Annotated in this window: 12 protein-coding genes and 2 tRNA genes; 7 read left to right on the top strand and 7 right to left on the bottom strand. The window is 37.3% G+C overall.

What is annotated here, in order from left to right:
- Positions 1 to 83 precede the first annotated feature (83 nt).
- Both BXU11_RS05355 and BXU11_RS05350 read left to right on the top strand, forming a co-directional pair.
- The gene (locus tag BXU11_RS05355) at positions 84 to 6,806 is read left to right on the top strand and encodes an MBG domain-containing protein (protein WP_078211272.1); all 6,723 of its coding nucleotides are present in this window, start codon (positions 84 to 86) and stop codon (positions 6,804 to 6,806) included.
- Between the two features lie 158 nt (positions 6,807 to 6,964).
- On the top strand, positions 6,965 to 7,798 hold the full coding sequence (locus BXU11_RS05350) for a hypothetical protein (RefSeq protein ID WP_078211271.1): 834 nt from the start codon (positions 6,965 to 6,967) through the stop codon (positions 7,796 to 7,798).
- 143 nt (positions 7,799 to 7,941) lie between these two features.
- Here the strand turns inward: BXU11_RS05350 and BXU11_RS05345 are convergent.
- The 6 genes from BXU11_RS05345 to idi form a co-directional block, all read right to left on the bottom strand.
- Positions 7,942 to 8,015: transfer RNA gene (locus tag BXU11_RS05345), tRNA-Thr, on the bottom strand.
- Between the two features lie 138 nt (positions 8,016 to 8,153).
- Positions 8,154 to 8,227 (bottom strand) — tRNA-Thr (locus BXU11_RS05340).
- 78 nt (positions 8,228 to 8,305) lie between these two features.
- Positions 8,306 to 8,572, bottom strand: a complete 267-nt coding sequence (locus BXU11_RS05335) for a hypothetical protein (RefSeq protein WP_024982409.1) — start codon at positions 8,570 to 8,572, stop codon at positions 8,306 to 8,308.
- Between the two features lie 69 nt (positions 8,573 to 8,641).
- On the bottom strand, positions 8,642 to 9,610 hold the full coding sequence (locus BXU11_RS05330; RefSeq protein ID WP_078211270.1) for a type I phosphomannose isomerase catalytic subunit: 969 nt from the start codon (positions 9,608 to 9,610) through the stop codon (positions 8,642 to 8,644).
- Positions 9,611 to 9,688: 78 nt separating this feature from the next.
- Positions 9,689 to 10,099 (bottom strand): 6-carboxytetrahydropterin synthase, encoded by a 411-nt coding sequence (locus BXU11_RS05325; RefSeq protein WP_078211269.1) that lies wholly within the window; start codon positions 10,097 to 10,099, stop codon positions 9,689 to 9,691.
- A 36-nt stretch (positions 10,100 to 10,135) separates the two neighbouring features.
- Positions 10,136 to 10,669, bottom strand: a complete 534-nt coding sequence (gene idi, locus BXU11_RS05320) for an isopentenyl-diphosphate Delta-isomerase (RefSeq protein WP_024982406.1) — start codon at positions 10,667 to 10,669, stop codon at positions 10,136 to 10,138.
- Between the two features lie 521 nt (positions 10,670 to 11,190).
- Here idi and msrB point away from each other — a divergent pair.
- The 4 genes from msrB to BXU11_RS05300 all read left to right on the top strand — a co-directional run bounded on the left by msrB (position 11,191) and on the right by BXU11_RS05300 (position 14,164).
- The gene (msrB, locus tag BXU11_RS05315) at positions 11,191 to 11,640 is read left to right on the top strand and encodes a peptide-methionine (R)-S-oxide reductase MsrB (RefSeq protein ID WP_223253671.1); all 450 of its coding nucleotides are present in this window, start codon (positions 11,191 to 11,193) and stop codon (positions 11,638 to 11,640) included.
- A gap of 9 nt (positions 11,641 to 11,649) precedes the next feature.
- Positions 11,650 to 12,270, top strand: coding sequence for a peptide-methionine (S)-S-oxide reductase MsrA (gene msrA, locus BXU11_RS05310; protein WP_078211267.1), 621 nt, complete (start codon positions 11,650 to 11,652; stop codon positions 12,268 to 12,270).
- A gap of 109 nt (positions 12,271 to 12,379) precedes the next feature.
- Positions 12,380 to 13,687, top strand: a complete 1,308-nt coding sequence (locus BXU11_RS05305) for an amidohydrolase (RefSeq protein WP_078211266.1) — start codon at positions 12,380 to 12,382, stop codon at positions 13,685 to 13,687.
- 3 nt (positions 13,688 to 13,690) lie between these two features.
- A complete protein-coding gene (locus tag BXU11_RS05300; RefSeq protein ID WP_078211265.1) occupies positions 13,691 to 14,164 on the top strand; it encodes a nuclear transport factor 2 family protein in 474 nt (157 codons plus the stop codon).
- A gap of 332 nt (positions 14,165 to 14,496) precedes the next feature.
- On the opposite strand, the gene BXU11_RS05295 is transcribed toward BXU11_RS05300, so the two are convergent.
- Complete coding sequence (locus tag BXU11_RS05295) at positions 14,497 to 16,059, bottom strand: NAD(P)/FAD-dependent oxidoreductase (protein WP_078211264.1); 1,563 nt, start codon at positions 16,057 to 16,059, stop codon at positions 14,497 to 14,499.
- A 462-nt stretch (positions 16,060 to 16,521) separates the two neighbouring features.
- On the opposite strand from BXU11_RS05295, the gene BXU11_RS05290 reads away from it, so the two are divergent.
- Positions 16,522 to 16,761, top strand: coding sequence for a hypothetical protein (locus BXU11_RS05290; RefSeq protein ID WP_024982400.1), 240 nt, complete (start codon positions 16,522 to 16,524; stop codon positions 16,759 to 16,761).
- Position 16,762 lies beyond the last annotated feature (1 nt).

Below are 16,762 nucleotides of genomic sequence, written 5' to 3'. Positions count from 1 at the left end.
CTAATCTTTGAAAGCTGTGGTTAAGAAATGTATAGCTTTAAAACACGACATCAAATTTTTACCATTACTTATATTAAAAAATTATGATAAAAAAACTACTTCTAATTGGATGTTTTCTAAGTTTGTTTACATCCTTAAATGCTCAAACATTGTCAGCTGGTGACATTGCAATTATTGGAGTTAACTTTGACACCTCTCCAAATTACGAAATAACTATCGTTACACTTGCTCCGATTGTTGCTAATACTCAAATTAGAATTAGTGACTATTGGTACAACGAAAGTACTCCAAACACCTTAACAAATGTTTCGGCTGCAAGCGGTATTGCTTTGAAAGCCGAAGGTGGTATTTTATGGCAACCAACCGCTGCTATAACTCCTGGAACTGTATTCAAAATTGAAATCACTAAGGGAGCAAATACTGTAACCGGTTTACCTGGAAATGTCACCGTTACAGGATGGACCGATCCATCTCCAACAGCTAGTCCTGGAAACCCTGGTGGAGAAAATTGGTTTATTTATCAAGGCAGCAGTATAACTAACGTAAGTAATTTTATTTTTCTTTGGGGAAATGGATTTCCATTCAATATAAACAGTATTAATATTACCGCTGGCAAATTTGTAACAACAGGAATTGGAGATTTAAGCCTTACTACTGTTACCTACTTACCACCATCACTAACATTAGGCACAAACGCGATAGCACTGACAACTGTAACGTATCACGGCGACAACAATGTTTATACTGGGATAAGAATAGGTACAAAAGAATCTATACTTGCAGAAATATGTAATTTAAACAAATGGAATCATCATGAAACAGTTCCTTATAATATAGATCCTGGGGGAACAAACTTTCCAGGTTTAAATCCTATTTTCACAATTACTACTCCTCCTAACACTGCCCCAACGGATGTCGCTTTATCAGCTACTACTATCAACGAAAATGTGACTGGAAATTCTACTATAGGCTCATTGACTTCTACGGATGCCAATACAGGAGACACTTTTACTTATACTTTGGTTGCTGGAACAGGTGATACCGATAATGCTTCGTTCAACATCAATGATTCTGATTTAAGAATCACGGCCAGTCCTGATTTTGAAACTAAATCTTCGTATTCGGTTCGTATTCGTACAACGGATCAAGGCGGATTGACTTTCGAAAAAGTGTTTACAATTACGGTGAATAATGTCAATGAAGCGCCAACAGATGTTGCACTTTCCGTTAATACCATTAACGAAAATGTAAGTGCTAATTCGGCTGTAGGAACATTGTCTTCTACTGATGCTGATGCGTCAAATACTTTTACCTATACTTTAGTTGCTGGATCGGGTGATACTGATAATACAGCATTCACCATCACTGGAAACAGCCTGACCATCAATGCAAGTCCTGATTTTGAAACTAAATCTTCGTATTCGGTTCGTATTCGTACAACGGATCAAGGCGGTTTGACTTTCGAAAAAGCGTTCACGATTACCATTAATAATGTGAATGAAGCGCCAACGGATATTGCCCTTTCAAATACTTCGATTAACGAAAATGTAAGTGCTAATTCGGCTGTAGGAGCTCTTTCTTCTACTGATCCTGATTCAGGAAATACGTTTACCTATAATTTGGTTGCTGGAGCAGGTAGTACAGACAATGCCTCGTACTCTATTACAGGAAACAGCCTGACCATTAATGCAAGTCCGGATTTTGAAACCAAATCTTCGTATTCTGTTCGTATTCGTACAACAGATCAAGGCGGATTAACTTTTGATAAACAATTTACCATTACAATCAATAATCTTGCTGAAGGAATTTTACTAAATAGCTCTCCAACATTGACATTTACCAGTAATTCCGCAGCCATTACTGGCGATGATATTGCAAGCGATGGAGAAGGTGGTTCTCAAACTATATCCGATATTGATATCCAAGTATATAATATTTCAAATAGCAACGGAACTTTACTATCCGCATTATCTTTGCAAAACAATACTTTTATGGCAAGTTCCAGCACCTCCTATACAGGTCTAACCAATGAAAACAATGCTGGTTCAAAAGGAATGGCGATAAAATCAGCTAATGGAAGTGAGTTTCGTCTTAACCAGTTTATTTATTACAACTGGGGAGAAGCCTCATCTTTTACTAATACAGTAAAGGGTTATAGGGATGGCAGTGAAGTAGCTTCTACCACTTTTGATGGTTTTGATTCAGATTATACTCCAAAAACGATAACCTTAACATCTGCCTTTCAAAATGTAGACGAGGTAAGATTTTATATAACTGCTGGAGGATACTTTAATGATCAATCAGCTACCAATCATAGTATAAACTCTATTCAGGTATCATCGCCAGTAGTCGCATCAAATACTGCACCAACGAATATTGCTCTTTCCGCTACTTCAATCAATGAAAATGTAAGTGCTAATTCGGCTGTAGGAACATTGTCTTCTACTGATGCTGATGCGTCAAATACTTTTACCTATACTTTAGTTGCTGGATCGGGTGATACTGATAATACAGCATTCACCATCACTGGAAACAGCCTGACCATCAATGCAAGTCCTGATTTTGAAACTAAATCTTCGTATTCGGTTCGTATTCGTACAACGGATCAAGGCGGTTTGACTTTCGAAAAAGCGTTCACGATTACCATTAATAATGTGAATGAAGCGCCAACGGATATTGCCCTTTCAAATACTTCGATTAACGAAAATGTAAGTGCTAATTCGGCTGTAGGAGCTCTTTCTTCTACTGATCCTGATTCAGGAAATACGTTTACCTATAATTTGGTTGCTGGAGCAGGTAGTACAGACAATGCCTCGTTCTCTATTACAGGAAACAGCCTGACCATTAATGCAAGTCCGGATTTTGAAACCAAATCATCCTATTCTGTTCGTATTCGTACAACGGATCAGGGAAGTTTGACATTCGAAAAAGTGTTTACAATTACTGTGAATAGTGCCAATGAAGCACCAACTGACGTCGCTCTTTCTACGTCTGCTATCAACGAAAATGTAGCGGCTAACTCAACCGTGGGAACTTTGTCTTCTACCGATGCTGATGCGTCAAATACTTTTACCTATACTTTAGTTGCTGGTACGGGAAGTACCGATAATACAGCATTCACCATCACTGGAAACAGCCTGACCATCAATGCAAGTCCTGATTTTGAAACTAAATCTTCGTATTCGGTTCGCATTCGTACAACAGATCAAGGAGGTTTGACTTTCGAAAAAGTGTTTACAATTACTGTGAATAATCTATGTGATATTGTTTTAACTTCAGCATCTCAAACAAACATTGCTTGTAATGGTGGTTCAACTGGAGCTGCAACAGTAAATGCTGCTACTGGAGGAACAGGACCATATACTTACAACTGGACACCAGGAACCCCAACAGGTGATGGAACCACATCTGTGACTGGCTTAACTGCTGGAACATGGACTTGTACTGTGACGGATGCTAATGGTTGTAACACAACGCAAAATTTTACAGTTACACAAACAGCTGCTATCAGTACAGCAACTGCGGCGCAAACAAATGTGTCTTGTAATGGAGGTTCTAATGGTTCTGCTTCCGTTACTCCTTCAGGAGGTGCCGGTGGATATACTTATTCTTGGTCGCCTTCAGGTGGAACGGCTGCTACAGCTACCGGATTAAGTGCTGGAACTTATACTGTAACGGTAACAGATGCTAACGCATGTACAGCTACTCGAAACTTTACAATTACACAGCCAACAACTATCAGTACAGCAACTGCTGCGCAAACAAATGTGTCTTGTAACGGTGGATCTAATGGTTCTGCTTCAGTGACTCCTTCAGGAGGTGCTGGTGGATATACTTATTCTTGGTCGCCTTCAGGTGGAACGGCTGCTACAGCTACCGGATTAAGTGCTGGAACTTATACTGTAACGGTAACCGATGCTAACGCATGTACCGCTACTCGAAACTTTACAATTACACAACCAACGACTATCAGTACAGCAACTGCTGCACAAACAAATGTGTCTTGTAATGGAGGATCTAATGGTTCTGCTTCCGTTACTCCTTCGGGAGGTGCTGGTGGATATACTTATTCTTGGTCGCCTTCGGGTGGAACGGCTGCTACAGCAACTGGATTAAGTGCAGGCACTTATACTGTAACGGTAACCGATGCTAACGCATGTACAGTTACTCGAAACTTTACAATTACACAACCAATGACTATCAGTACAGCAACTGCTGCGCAAACAAATGTGTCTTGTAATGGAGGTTCTAATGGTTCTGCTTCCGTGACTCCGTCTGGTGGTGCTGGTGGATATACTTATTCTTGGTCGCCTTCAGGTGGAACGGCTGCTACAGCAACTGGATTAAGTGCAGGCACTTATACTGTAACGGTAACCGATGCTAACGCATGTACAGTTACTCGAAACTTTACAATTACACAACCAACTGCTATCAGTACAGCAACTGCTGCGCAAACAAATGTGTCTTGTAATGGAGATTCTAATGGTTCTGCTTCCGTTACTCCTTCGGGAGGTGCTGGTGGATATACTTATTCTTGGTCGCCTTCGGGTGGAACGGCTGCTACAGCCACTGGACTTGCAGCTGGAACATATACCGTAACTGTTACCGATGCAAATTCTTGTACTGCTACTCAAAACTTTACCATCACAGAACCCATGCCAATTGATTTCACAACAACCATTTTGTCTGGTTATGATTATAATACTGGATATAGTGAAACTATAGTAACTTCAAGAGGAACAGGAACTAAAACCTATGCTGTTACAGCGGGAAGTCTACCTTCTGGTTTTTCGCTATCATCGGCTGGGCAGATAACGGGTATTTCAACTCAAATTGCTGATAGTAATTTTACAGTTACCGCTACTGATGATAATAATTGTATTGCTACCTATAATTATGTGCTGAAATTAAATCAAATCCCAATTACCGTAACTGCAACACCTTCTCAAACTAAAGTATATGGGGAGAGTGATCCCGTTTTAACTTATACAGTGTCACCAAGTTTGCTTCCTGGAGATTCATTTACTGGATCTTTGACAAGAGTTAGTGGTAAAAATATTGGTAATTATGCTATTAATCAAGGTTCGCTTTCAGCTGGATCTAAATATTTAATTACTTTCGTTGGCACTAACTTTACTATTACAGCAAAACCAATTACAGTAACAGCAACTCCATCACAAACCAAAGTTTACGGAGCAACAGATCCTATTTTTGATTATACTGTTTCGCCAAGTTTAGTAGGTAGTGATGCCATTACTGGGGCTTTAACTAGAGTTGCGGGGGAAAACATAGGAACTTATACTATTAACCAAGGAAGTTTGAGTGCCGGATCTAATTATACGATTAGCTACGCAGATGCTAACTTTACTATTACCGCAAAACCAATTACAGTAACGGCAACTCCATCGCAAACTAAAGTTTATGGAACAACAGATCCTGCTTTTACTTATACAGTTTCACCAAACTTGGTAGGTAGTGATGCCTTTACAGGAGCTTTAACTAGAGTTGCAGGAGAAAACATTGGAAACTATGCCATTACACAAGGAAACTTAAGTGCAGGTTCTAATTATACCATTAGTTATATAAGTAAGGATTTTGCTATAACCGCCAAACCCATTATAGTAACGGCTGATCCTTCACAAACCAAAGAATATGGAACTGCAAATCCTGTTTACTCGTATACTGTCTCGCCAAGTTTAGTAAGTGGCGATTCTTTCACTGGAACTTTAACCAGAGCTGCTGGAGAGAACATTGGAAACTACGCTATCACACAAGGAAGTTTGAGTGCCGGATCTAATTATACCATTAGTTACGCAGGTGCTAACTTTACTATTACGGTAAAACCGATTACAGTAACTGCAAATACTTCACAAACCAAAATATATGGAACAACAGATCCTGTTTTTGCTTATACGGTTTCTCCGAGTTTAGTAAGTGGTGATTCTTTCACTGGAACATTAACAAAAGCTGCTGGAGAGAACGTGGGCATTTATGCTATAACACAAGGCACCTTAAGTGCAGGTGGAAATTATACCATTATGTACAACGGCTCTAATTTCACTATTACTAAGGCAGATCAGGTAATTACTTGGAATCAGACTTTGGGATTAGGTTGTAATGGAGAAACTAGTCTTGTTATGACTGCAGTTGCTAATAGTGGTTTAGCGGTAAATTATACCTCTTCTAATGCTACTATTGCTAGTGTATCAAATAATTCATTACTTTTCCAAAATTATGGGTCTACAACTATAACAGCTTCGCAGGCAGGTAATATGAATTACAATGCAGCTCCAACTGTAGTTTTACCAGTAGTAACTAGTCAACCTAACCTGATTAGAAAACAATTTGAAAATATTATCTTTTTTGACAATAGTTCTAAGAGTTTTAAATCGTATAGCTGGTATAAAAATGGGGGTTTAGTTCCGGGCCAAACCTCACAATATTTCAAAGAAAATGGTGCCTTGAATGGAACGTATTATGCTGTAGCAACAAAATTAGACGGAACATTAATTACAACCTGTCCATTAACTTTATCTCCATCAGTGGAAGAAGAATACATAAGAATTGTTCCAAACCCTGTTAGAAGTAATGCGAATTTCCAATTGATTACTAACGTTAGCTCAAGCAAATTACAAAATGCACGTGTTGAACTTTATAATCTAACAGGAAGCTTGTTGACTACTATTACAAACCCAAATCAAAACACTATTGACATGATAGCTCCAAATGCTGGGGGAATTTATATCGTAAAAATGACCTTAGCAAATGGCAAATATTTCACTAAAAACCTTTTAGTGAAAAATTAACATAATTTACCGAATAGGACATCCTCATTTGTAATGAATGAGGATGGATTATTCTAATAAAAAAATGAAATCGCCATTACAATCAGGTTTGTTGCAAACAATTACGAATTAGAAAAGGCGACACCATATATGACCACTAACAAATAACTTTTACATCTATGAAATTCAATAGTAAAAACATAATTGGAACTATAGCTTTTTTAATTTCCCAAGGAATAACTGCACAGTTTTATGTAGGTTTACAGTCGGGAATAGGAAATATTCAGAGTACTATTGCTGGTACAAAAGAAGGTAATCGCCTTAGTGGAGCTGTAAAAGCAGGTTATATCTACTCCTTAACTACTCATTTTGGTATTGGTTCAGGTCTTGAATTTTCACAATACAAACAATACGTTTCTTTGTCTCAGCCTACAGCCACGCTGGCAAATTTTGAAATTGATGCTTCCACATCAGCATTTGTCTACAATGTTACCACTAAGAATTATATGGAAAAGCAAACATTACACGCTTTGCAAATCCCACTTTTTGTGCAGTATAACGTAAATATTGGCACAGGCATTGATTTTATCCTTAGAGCGGGTGCTAAATATTTTTTACCGGTAAACTATAAAATTAAAGCAACAGCCGATTACGTAAATGGAACCGCTTATTATCCTGATGTAAACCTGACTATTGTTGATTTACCAGAATACGGTTTTGGTGGCCAGGATAAGTACTCCTCATCAGGAGAGTACAAAACTAAAGGAATTATAATGAGTTCTTTTGAGTTAGGATTTACATTTGATATGGGAAAGAAAAATTCGTTATATGCGGCAATGTTTCTGGAAAATGGATATGGTACAATTTTAGACCAAAACAAGAATGAATCCTATATTGGTTATAACCCAACATCTGTATCTGATAGGAAAGCTAATGGTTTGTACAGTACTGATAAAGATGCTGAAATAAAACCTGTAGCTTTCGGTGTAACCCTTGGATGGAATTTTAAATAAGTTCATTTTTTAAACTCCTACGAAAGGTCTTGACTCAATCAAGGCCTTTTTTTTGCAAAACATTCTCATCTCAAAATATTGATCCTTTATGTACACTTTCGTAAATAAAAAAACCACCTAATTGCTTAGATGGTTTTACTGAGAGCCGGCGGAGGGACTCGAACCCACGACCTGCTGATTACAAATCAGCTGCTCTAGCCGACTGAGCTACGCTGGCGTCTTATTTCGGGTGCAAATATAATGACATAAATCATATATACAAAACATTTTTTATAAAGTTTTTTTAAAAAAAATATCGATTAAAAACTGATCTAAATGAAAAAAACCATCTAATTTCTTAGATGGTTTTACTGAGAGCCGGCGGAGGGACTCGAACCCACGACCTGCTGATTACAAATCAGCTGCTCTAGCCGACTGAGCTACGCTGGCGTCTTATTTCGAGTGCAAATATAAGTCTGAATTTGAATTTTACAAAACAAATTCAGACTTTTTTTTACTTTTTTTGAATTACAATTCGTTGATTTTAGCAATCAATTGATTGGCAACTTGTTCCAACTCTACATTGATTTGTTTGAAATGAGATTTTTTATTTTCTACATTTTTTTGGTTCACTTTTACAATTAAAGCATCAAAAGCACTAATTGCTTCGTCAATAAGTGCATTAGTCACTTCAGTTGGTTTTCCTGTAGTAGTCAGTTCGTATAAATAAACTGCTTCAATAATATCTCCTAAAACGTAGTTGATGTCTTTTTTTAAATTCTTAACGTTTGCCATTTTTATTTAATTTATATAGTGTATTAAAATTTGCGTTTGCAAAAGTACATATAATCTTTTGAATACGAGCTATGAAATGTAAATTTCTAAAAGAGAAGCATTTCCGCTTAAGGTAAACAACTGTAAGGCAGCAGGAATTAAAATGGTATCCCCAGTTTTATAGCCATGTTGCTCTCCATTTGCTTCAATACTACAACTTCCTTCAACCACCATATAGACAGTAAATGAAGTTCCGTTTTTGTTCACCTCAACCTGCCCTTCTAAAGGAATCAAATTGGTGGTAAAATAAGGGCAATCCACCATAACATTGGACTCGTTTTTGATTTTAGTATACGATTGCTGCGTATCTACTTTTTGGTAATTGATGGCCTCTAAAGCCAGATCAACGTGTAATTCTCTAGTATTTCCAGCGGCATCTTTTCGATCAAAATCGTACAAGCGATAAGTGATATCTGAGGTCTGCTGAATTTCTGCAATGACCAATCCAGCACCTATGGCATGAACGGTTCCTGTTTCCAAAAAGAAAACATCTCCTTTTTGAACTTCTTTAGTATCTAAAATTGAAAGCAATTCACTTTTGTCTAGCTTTTCAACATATTCTGCTGGGCTAGAATCCTCTTTAAAACCAACAATTAATCTTGATTTGGGATCGGCTTGCATCACATACCACATCTCAGTTTTGCCAAAAGAGTTATGACGTTCTTTTGCCAAAGCATCATTAGGGTGAACTTGTATGGACAAATCTTCACGGGCATCCAAGTATTTAAAAAGCAAAGGAAATTGTGTGCCAAATTGTTGAAAAACCTTGGTTCCTAAAATAGCTTCCGGCTGTTGTTCAATAAGTTCCGTTAAAGATCGTCCTTGAAAAGCGCCGTTAGACACCACACTAACATCTCCTGTAACAGTTGATAATTCCCAACTCTCACCAGTAATCGGAGAGGAAATTGATTTATTTAAAAGTGTTTGAAGTTTTTCGCCACCCCAAATGCGTTCTTTAAGAATAGGGGTAAATTGTAGAGGATAGAATTTGGTTTGCATTTTTTTTATTACAAATTAAGCCAATTAGGGCCAAAAACCATAGCAAGGTTTTGTTAAATTTAACCCTATTTTTTTTTATTATTCACCTTTGTAGGTTACAAAATTTCGAGGTGTTTCGTAGAGCACTACTTCCAAATCTAATGTAGATTTTACTTTGACTCGTAGTTTATTCCAAATAACTACCACGATATTTTCAGCTGTAGGATTAAGGTTCTCAAATTCGGGTACGTCTAAATTTAAATTTTTATGATCCATTTGATCTTCAACCTCCGACTTGATGATGTCGGTCAAAAACTTTACATCCATAACATAGCCCGTCTCCTGATCTATTTCACCGGTAACACTCACAATCAACTCATAATTATGCCCATGAAAATTGGGGTTATTACATTTGCCAAAAACGTCATCATTTTGTTCAAAACTCCAATCTTTGCGATACAAACGATGTGCAGCATTAAAATGGGCTTTTCTTGAAATGGTTACTCTCATCGGATAGTATTTTTTGGGGATATAGAATTTGTGCCCTTAAGCTTGTAAGGTATGATCTTCAAGAAAATGGTAAAATTGATCAAAAATAATTTTGAACCAAACAGTATATTGTTCCGGTTGAAGGATCATATCGTTTTTAATATCCTCAATTTTCATCCATTTCCAACTTTCAACTTCTTCAGGGTTAATTTCGGGCTGTCCGTTGTAATACCCTAACATCACATGATCCAATTCATGCTCTGTTAATCCATTATCAAAAGGAGCTTTGTAAATAAAATGAAATAACTCTTTGATATCAGTCGTAAACCCCATTTCTTCATACAACCTTCTGGTCCCTGCTCCAATATTGGTTTCGCCTTCTCGTTGATGACTACAACACGTGTTGGTCCACAATAAGGGTGAATGATATTTATGACTGGCTCTTTGTTGTAGCATGATTTCATTTTGATCATTTAACACAAAAACCGAAAAGGCGCGATGCAAGATGGCTTTTTGATGCGCCTCTAATTTGGGCATTAGACCGATTGGTTCGTCTAACTCGTTTACTAAGATTACTTTTTCTTCTTCCATAATTACAATAGTGCTCAAAAGTACAAAATTGATAGTACAATCAAACACTTTAACATTGTCTTTATTTTTGTCGATCCTTGCCATCAACGAAAGTTCTTTTTGCTTTTTGACACACTTTTCACATCCTAACTTTTGTATCTTTACTAATAACAAAAACAATTTCAATCAGCTGAATATCAATTCATTTAAAAGCATTTTCTCTTGAAAAAAATGGCATGAACTCTAATTTTAAGCATACAATACTCCCAGCGAACTAAGGCGTAAGCACCTATTTTTAGATAATTTACACACCATATTTGTTTGAATTTATTTTTAATTAATAAAACAAAAGTTAAATTTAACACAAAAAAAGAAGCCTTGTAAAGTTTACGACAAATAAAAATCAAAACTCCTTATACTTTTACATCAACCCATAAGTACAACTAATGAAAAAACAACTCACCATACTCCTTTTACTGACTTGCCTGATGTTTCAGGCTTGTGCACAGACTACCACTTCAAAAACTTCAAAATCAACAAGTATGAAACCATCTCTTTCAAAACCAGAAAACCCCTATTACTCGAACACTGACACTAAAAAAATCAACATTCCCAATTCAGAATGGAAAAAGGTATTGTCGCCTGATTTATACGCTGTGACAAGAGAAGCTGATACAGAAAGAGCCTTCACAGGAACGATGTGGAATTCTGAAACCAAAGGCACTTATTATTGCGCTGCCTGTGGTAACTTACTTTTCAAATCCAATCAAAAATTTGTAAGTAGTTGCGGTTGGCCAAGTTTTTTTGAGCAAGAAAACAAAGAGAGTATCACTTTCAAACCCGATAATTCGTATGGTATGCAGCGAATAGAAGCCAATTGCGGTCGTTGTGATAGTCACTTGGGTCACCTCTTTGATGACGGTCCTGCTCCAACGGGAAAACGCTATTGTATGAATGCTATTTCTTTAGATTTCGTTCCTGACACTAAATAAACTCACGCTATGAAAAAAATAATGTTCCTTAGTCTTTTGGCAACTACTCTTGGATTTGCTCAAAAAAAAACACTTCCCTCCTCGCCTTCTCGATTCGATACCATCGTTTTGGCTGGAGGCTGCTATTGGTGTGTAGAAGCAGTGTATGAAAATTTAAAAGGAGTACAAAAAGTAGTCTCTGGATTTACTGGAGGCACGGTAAAAAACCCTAGTTATGAAGCGGTTTCTTCAGGTGCAACTGGCGCTGCTGAAGTGGTTCAAATTACCTTTAATAAAAATGAAACCAATTTGGATGAAATTTTTAAAGTGTTTTTTACCGTTCACGACCCTACTACATTGAATCGGCAAGGAGCTGATGTAGGGACGCAGTACCGTTCTGCAATATTCTTCAAAGATGAAACACAAAAAAAAGCAGGCCAACAAATAATTCAAGCGCTGACCAAGGCAAAAGCTTTTGACCACCCAATAGTAACTACACTAGAACCTCTTACTGCTTTTTATAAAGCCAAAGACAGTCATCAAGATTATTACGAAAAAAACCAATCTCAACCGTATTGCCAACTCGTGATACAACCTAAATTAGAGAAATTCGAAAAAGTGTTTAAAAACCGAATTAAAGCAAAAAATTAAAGTACAACCCAATTTGTATACCTCTTAAGAAGCCGAATTTTCGGCTTTTTTTTATGCCTCGAAGCAGTTCCATTTTCACTATATTTGTTGGTAACCGAAAACCAAATTCATGAAAAAAGCAACAATTACTTCCTGCCTTTTGCTGATGGCATTATGCAGTAGCGCCCAAAATCAAGCTCTAAAAACAAAAGTCGCACAAAAAGCAGCCCGTTTAGAATCGAAAGTAGTGAGTTGGAGACGAGAGTTGCACCAAAATCCAGAATTAGGTAATCGAGAGTTTAAAACCTCAGAAAAGATTGCTGCACACTTACGTTCTTTGGGAATTGAAGTGCAAACAGGAGTGGCAAAAACAGGAGTTGTTGGCATTCTAAAAGGAGGAAAACCAGGACCTGTTGTAGCACTAAGAGCCGATATGGATGCACTCCCCGTAAAAGAACGAGTGAATTTACCCTTTACTTCCAAAGTAACAGGAGAATATAATGGACAAGCTGTTGGTGTAATGCATGCATGCGGCCATGATACCCACGTAGCCATGTTAATGGGAACAGCTGAAATTCTAGCCTCGATAAAAAATGAAATTAAAGGAACTGTAAAATTCATTTTCCAACCTGCGGAAGAAGGACCACCAGAAGGCGAAGAAGGCGGCGCTGAATTAATGGTAAAAGAAGGGGTTTTGAATAACCCTAAAGTAGATGTTATTTTTGGTCTTCATATTAATGCACAAACCGAAGTCGGCCAAATCAAATACCGTCCAAAAGGAACTATGGCGTCCTCAGATTGGTTTACCATACAAGTCAACGGTAAGCAATCGCACGGTGCTTATCCATGGCAATCCGTTGACCCTATCGTTACCGCATCACAAATTGTTCTCGGCTTACAAACTATTGTAAGTCGCAATGTAAATTTAACCGAAAACGCTGCTGTAGTGAGCGTAGGCCAAATTAATGCCGGGGTTCGAAGCAATATTATCCCTGAGTCGTTGACGCTGAGTGGTACGATTCGAACGTTAGATTCCCAAACTCAAGACTTTATTCATGGCAGAATCAAAACCATCGCTACCAATATAGCCGAAAGTGCTGGAGCTACTTCAGAAGTTACCATTACCAAAAAAACATTAATTACTTATAATGAACCTTCTCTTACAGAACAAATGCTTCCGACTTTGCAAGCAGCCGCAGGAAAAGACAACGTTCATTTAACCGAAGCCGTTACTGGAGCCGAAGACTTTTCTTTTTATCAAGCCAAAATTCCTGGATTGTTTTATTTTATTGGCGGAATGCCCAAAGGAAAAAAAGCGAGTGACATGCCCTCACATCATACTCCTGACTTTTATATAGACGAAGGAAGCTTTGTTTTGGGGATGACAAGTATGGCAACTTTGACTTTGGACTATATGGAAATGAATGCTAAAAAGTAATACATGAAAACCTATCTATTCTCCATTTATATTATTTGCAATTTTTTATTCGGAACAACCGTGATTGCTCAAGAAAAAAAAGTAGCGCCAACTTCACAAGAGTTGCACAATGAAATTGCGACTATGGACACTCAACTTTTTGAGGCCTTCAACTCAAAAAACATGTCCAAATTTAAATCCTTGTTTACCGAAGACTTAGAATGGTACCAAGACAATGGTGGTTTATTGTCGTATGACACAGTTTTTGCCAATTTTGAAAAAATGTTCAAAAACGAAAACAAACTTACTCGAACGCTAGTAAAAGGAAGCCTTGAAGTACATCCTATAAAAGATTTTGGAGCCATTGAAGTAGCCCAACATCAATTCCGACATATGGAGAAAGGAAAAGAAGAAGTCGGCACCTTCAAATTTGTTGCCATTTGGAAAAAAATAGGCAATCAATGGAAAATTTCAAGAATGATAAGTTATGACCATTAAAATGTATTTTTCATAAATCAATTTTAATCCTATTCAGGGCGTGCCACCATAAAAAAAAGAGGCCAACTCATGCTAGCGGTGAGTCGGCCTCTTTTTTTTATGCTGTCGGGCTATCCGCAGTACTTTGGTACTTTGCTCCTATCCCTCACGCATTAAATTAAAAGATTTTAGATTGATGATTAACGATTCTTGATTTTAGATTTTGGTGCTAGTGAATAAAATTACTTGTTTTGCAGCATTTTACACCTCTGCAATCAAAAATCGTTAATCAAAAATCAGCAATCATTTAATCCTTAACTTAATAAAATTGCCCTCACACAGCTATCCAAAAGTTAATTTTTCAATACCTCCGCAATCTTCTGTGCACATTTCTCGCCATCAATCGCTGCCGAAATAATGCCTCCTGCATAACCCGCTCCTTCGCCGCAAGGATACAATCCTTTGATTTGAAGATGCTCTAAGGTGTAATTGTCTCTTGGAATTCGAACTGGGGAAGAGGTTCTAGATTCAGGTGCGTGCAAAATCGCTTCGTTGGTAGCATAGCCTTTCATCGATTTTCCGAATTCTGAAAATCCTTGACGCATAATTTGAGTTAAAAATCCTGGAAAAACTTGTCCCAATTCTACTGATGTTGTTCCTGGAACATAGGATGTCTTAGGAATATCAGAGGACGTTTTGCTTTGGGTAAAATCGACTAAACGTTGTGCAGGCACTTTTTGCGTTTGTCCCGCCAATTGCCACGATTTTTGTTCAATGCTTTTTTGAAACTCCATTCCGGCAAGTGCTCCAAATTTGGCAAAGGGTTTAAAATCCTCCAATTTCAATTCGACTACAATTCCTGAATTGGCCGTATGCTGATCTCTTTTAGAAGGCGACCAACCATTGGTAACTACTTCACCTGGACTGGTAGCACAAGGCGCAATCACACCTCCCGGACACATACAAAATGAATACATCCCGCGACCATTCACTTGTTTTACTATTGAATACGGAGCTGGTGGTAAATGTTCCCCTCGGTAATCACAACTGTATTGAATACTATCAATCAAAGACTGCGGATGTTCGGCTCTCACGCCAAGCGCAAAAGGTTTTGCTTCAATTAAAACTTTCTTTTTATCCAACAACTCGAAAATATCACGTGCAGAATGCCCAGTAGCTAAAATTAATTTATTGGCAGAAATGACTTCACCATTTTGAGTTGTCACTCCTTGGACTTCATTGTTTTTTATACTAATATCCGTAACTCTAGTTTCAAAAAGGACTTTACCACCGCATTCAATTATTTTTTCTCGAATATCTTGAATGATTTGCGGTAGTTTATTGGTACCAATGTGTGGATGAGCGTCGACCAAAATATCAGGTGTTGCTCCAAAAGCCACTAATAATTCTAGAATTCTATTTACGTCACCTCTTTTTTTGGAGCGCGTGTATAATTTTCCATCCGAATAGGTTCCTGCTCCACCTTCACCAAAACAATAATTCGAATCTTCGTTTACTATATGGTCTCTGTTGATGGCTTTCAAATCCCTACGTCGGCCGCGAACATCTTTTCCGCGTTCAATAACTATAGGTTTCAAACCCAGTTCTATCAACTGAAGTGCCGCAAAAAGTCCAGCAGGTCCAGCACCTACTACAATCACTTCTTGTGCATTCGCTACGTTTTGATAGTCTGGCAAAGCTATTTTTTGCTCCAAAAAAGGTTCTCCTTTTAAGTAAACCATCACTTTTAAATTGATTTTGACAACTTTTTGACGCGCATCAATAGAACGTTTTACAATAGTTACATGCTGAATTTCTTTGACCGAAATTTTTAATTGTCGAGACAAATAATCGTGTAGTAACGTTTCGTTAGCGGCAATCTCTGGAGCAACTTGTAATAGGAGTTCTTGTGGCATGGTATCTGAATACTTCAATTTTTAGAGTAAATCATCTTCGTTTACTCAGGCTACAAAAGTACTATTTTGAATTCAATTTTGAGAATAAGAATAAAAAACGACAAGAGGTCCTCAAAAAAATAAAACATATCAGTCATGGAAGTTTTAATTGAAATGAAGTGTTTATGTTTTTAAACCATATAAGGCATTTGAGGACATATAAGTTTTACTAACATCCTTATCAAAATTAAAAAAAGATTAACCGAAAGGGGCTCAAAATCACAAAACATATAAGTCATGAAAATTTTAATAAAACGAAGTGTGTGTGTGTTTAGACCATATAAGGAATTTATGAACATAGAAGTTATGTGATAATATCCTTTGTAATCTTTTAATCTGTAGCTTTTGACTTTTTTATCAGCAATAAACAAAGATTTTCATTATAAGTCTTTGTAGTTTTGTGCACTAGTTAAATCAAATACTATGTCTAGACAAATAAAATTAATTTGGGATTTTCGAGGTCCTGCTTCTGCAAAAACCGCTGAACATCACGAAATACATTTGAAAGAATATATCAAAATCGAAAAGCTACCCCTTGAAATTACTGGATTTCAAACCTATGGAGAAATGCACGCTATTGCTTTTATGGTCGTAGAAGAAAGAGATATGATTCCAGTACGCGATGCCTTAAAACCACATCGAGGAGAAGTTTATGAAAGCTAAA

Source organism: Flavobacterium sp. LM5, assembly GCF_002017945.1.
In the GTDB taxonomy this organism is placed as follows: Bacteria; Bacteroidota; Bacteroidia; order Flavobacteriales; family Flavobacteriaceae; genus Flavobacterium; species Flavobacterium succinicans.
This window is presented reverse-complemented; position numbering and strand designations above follow the sequence as displayed.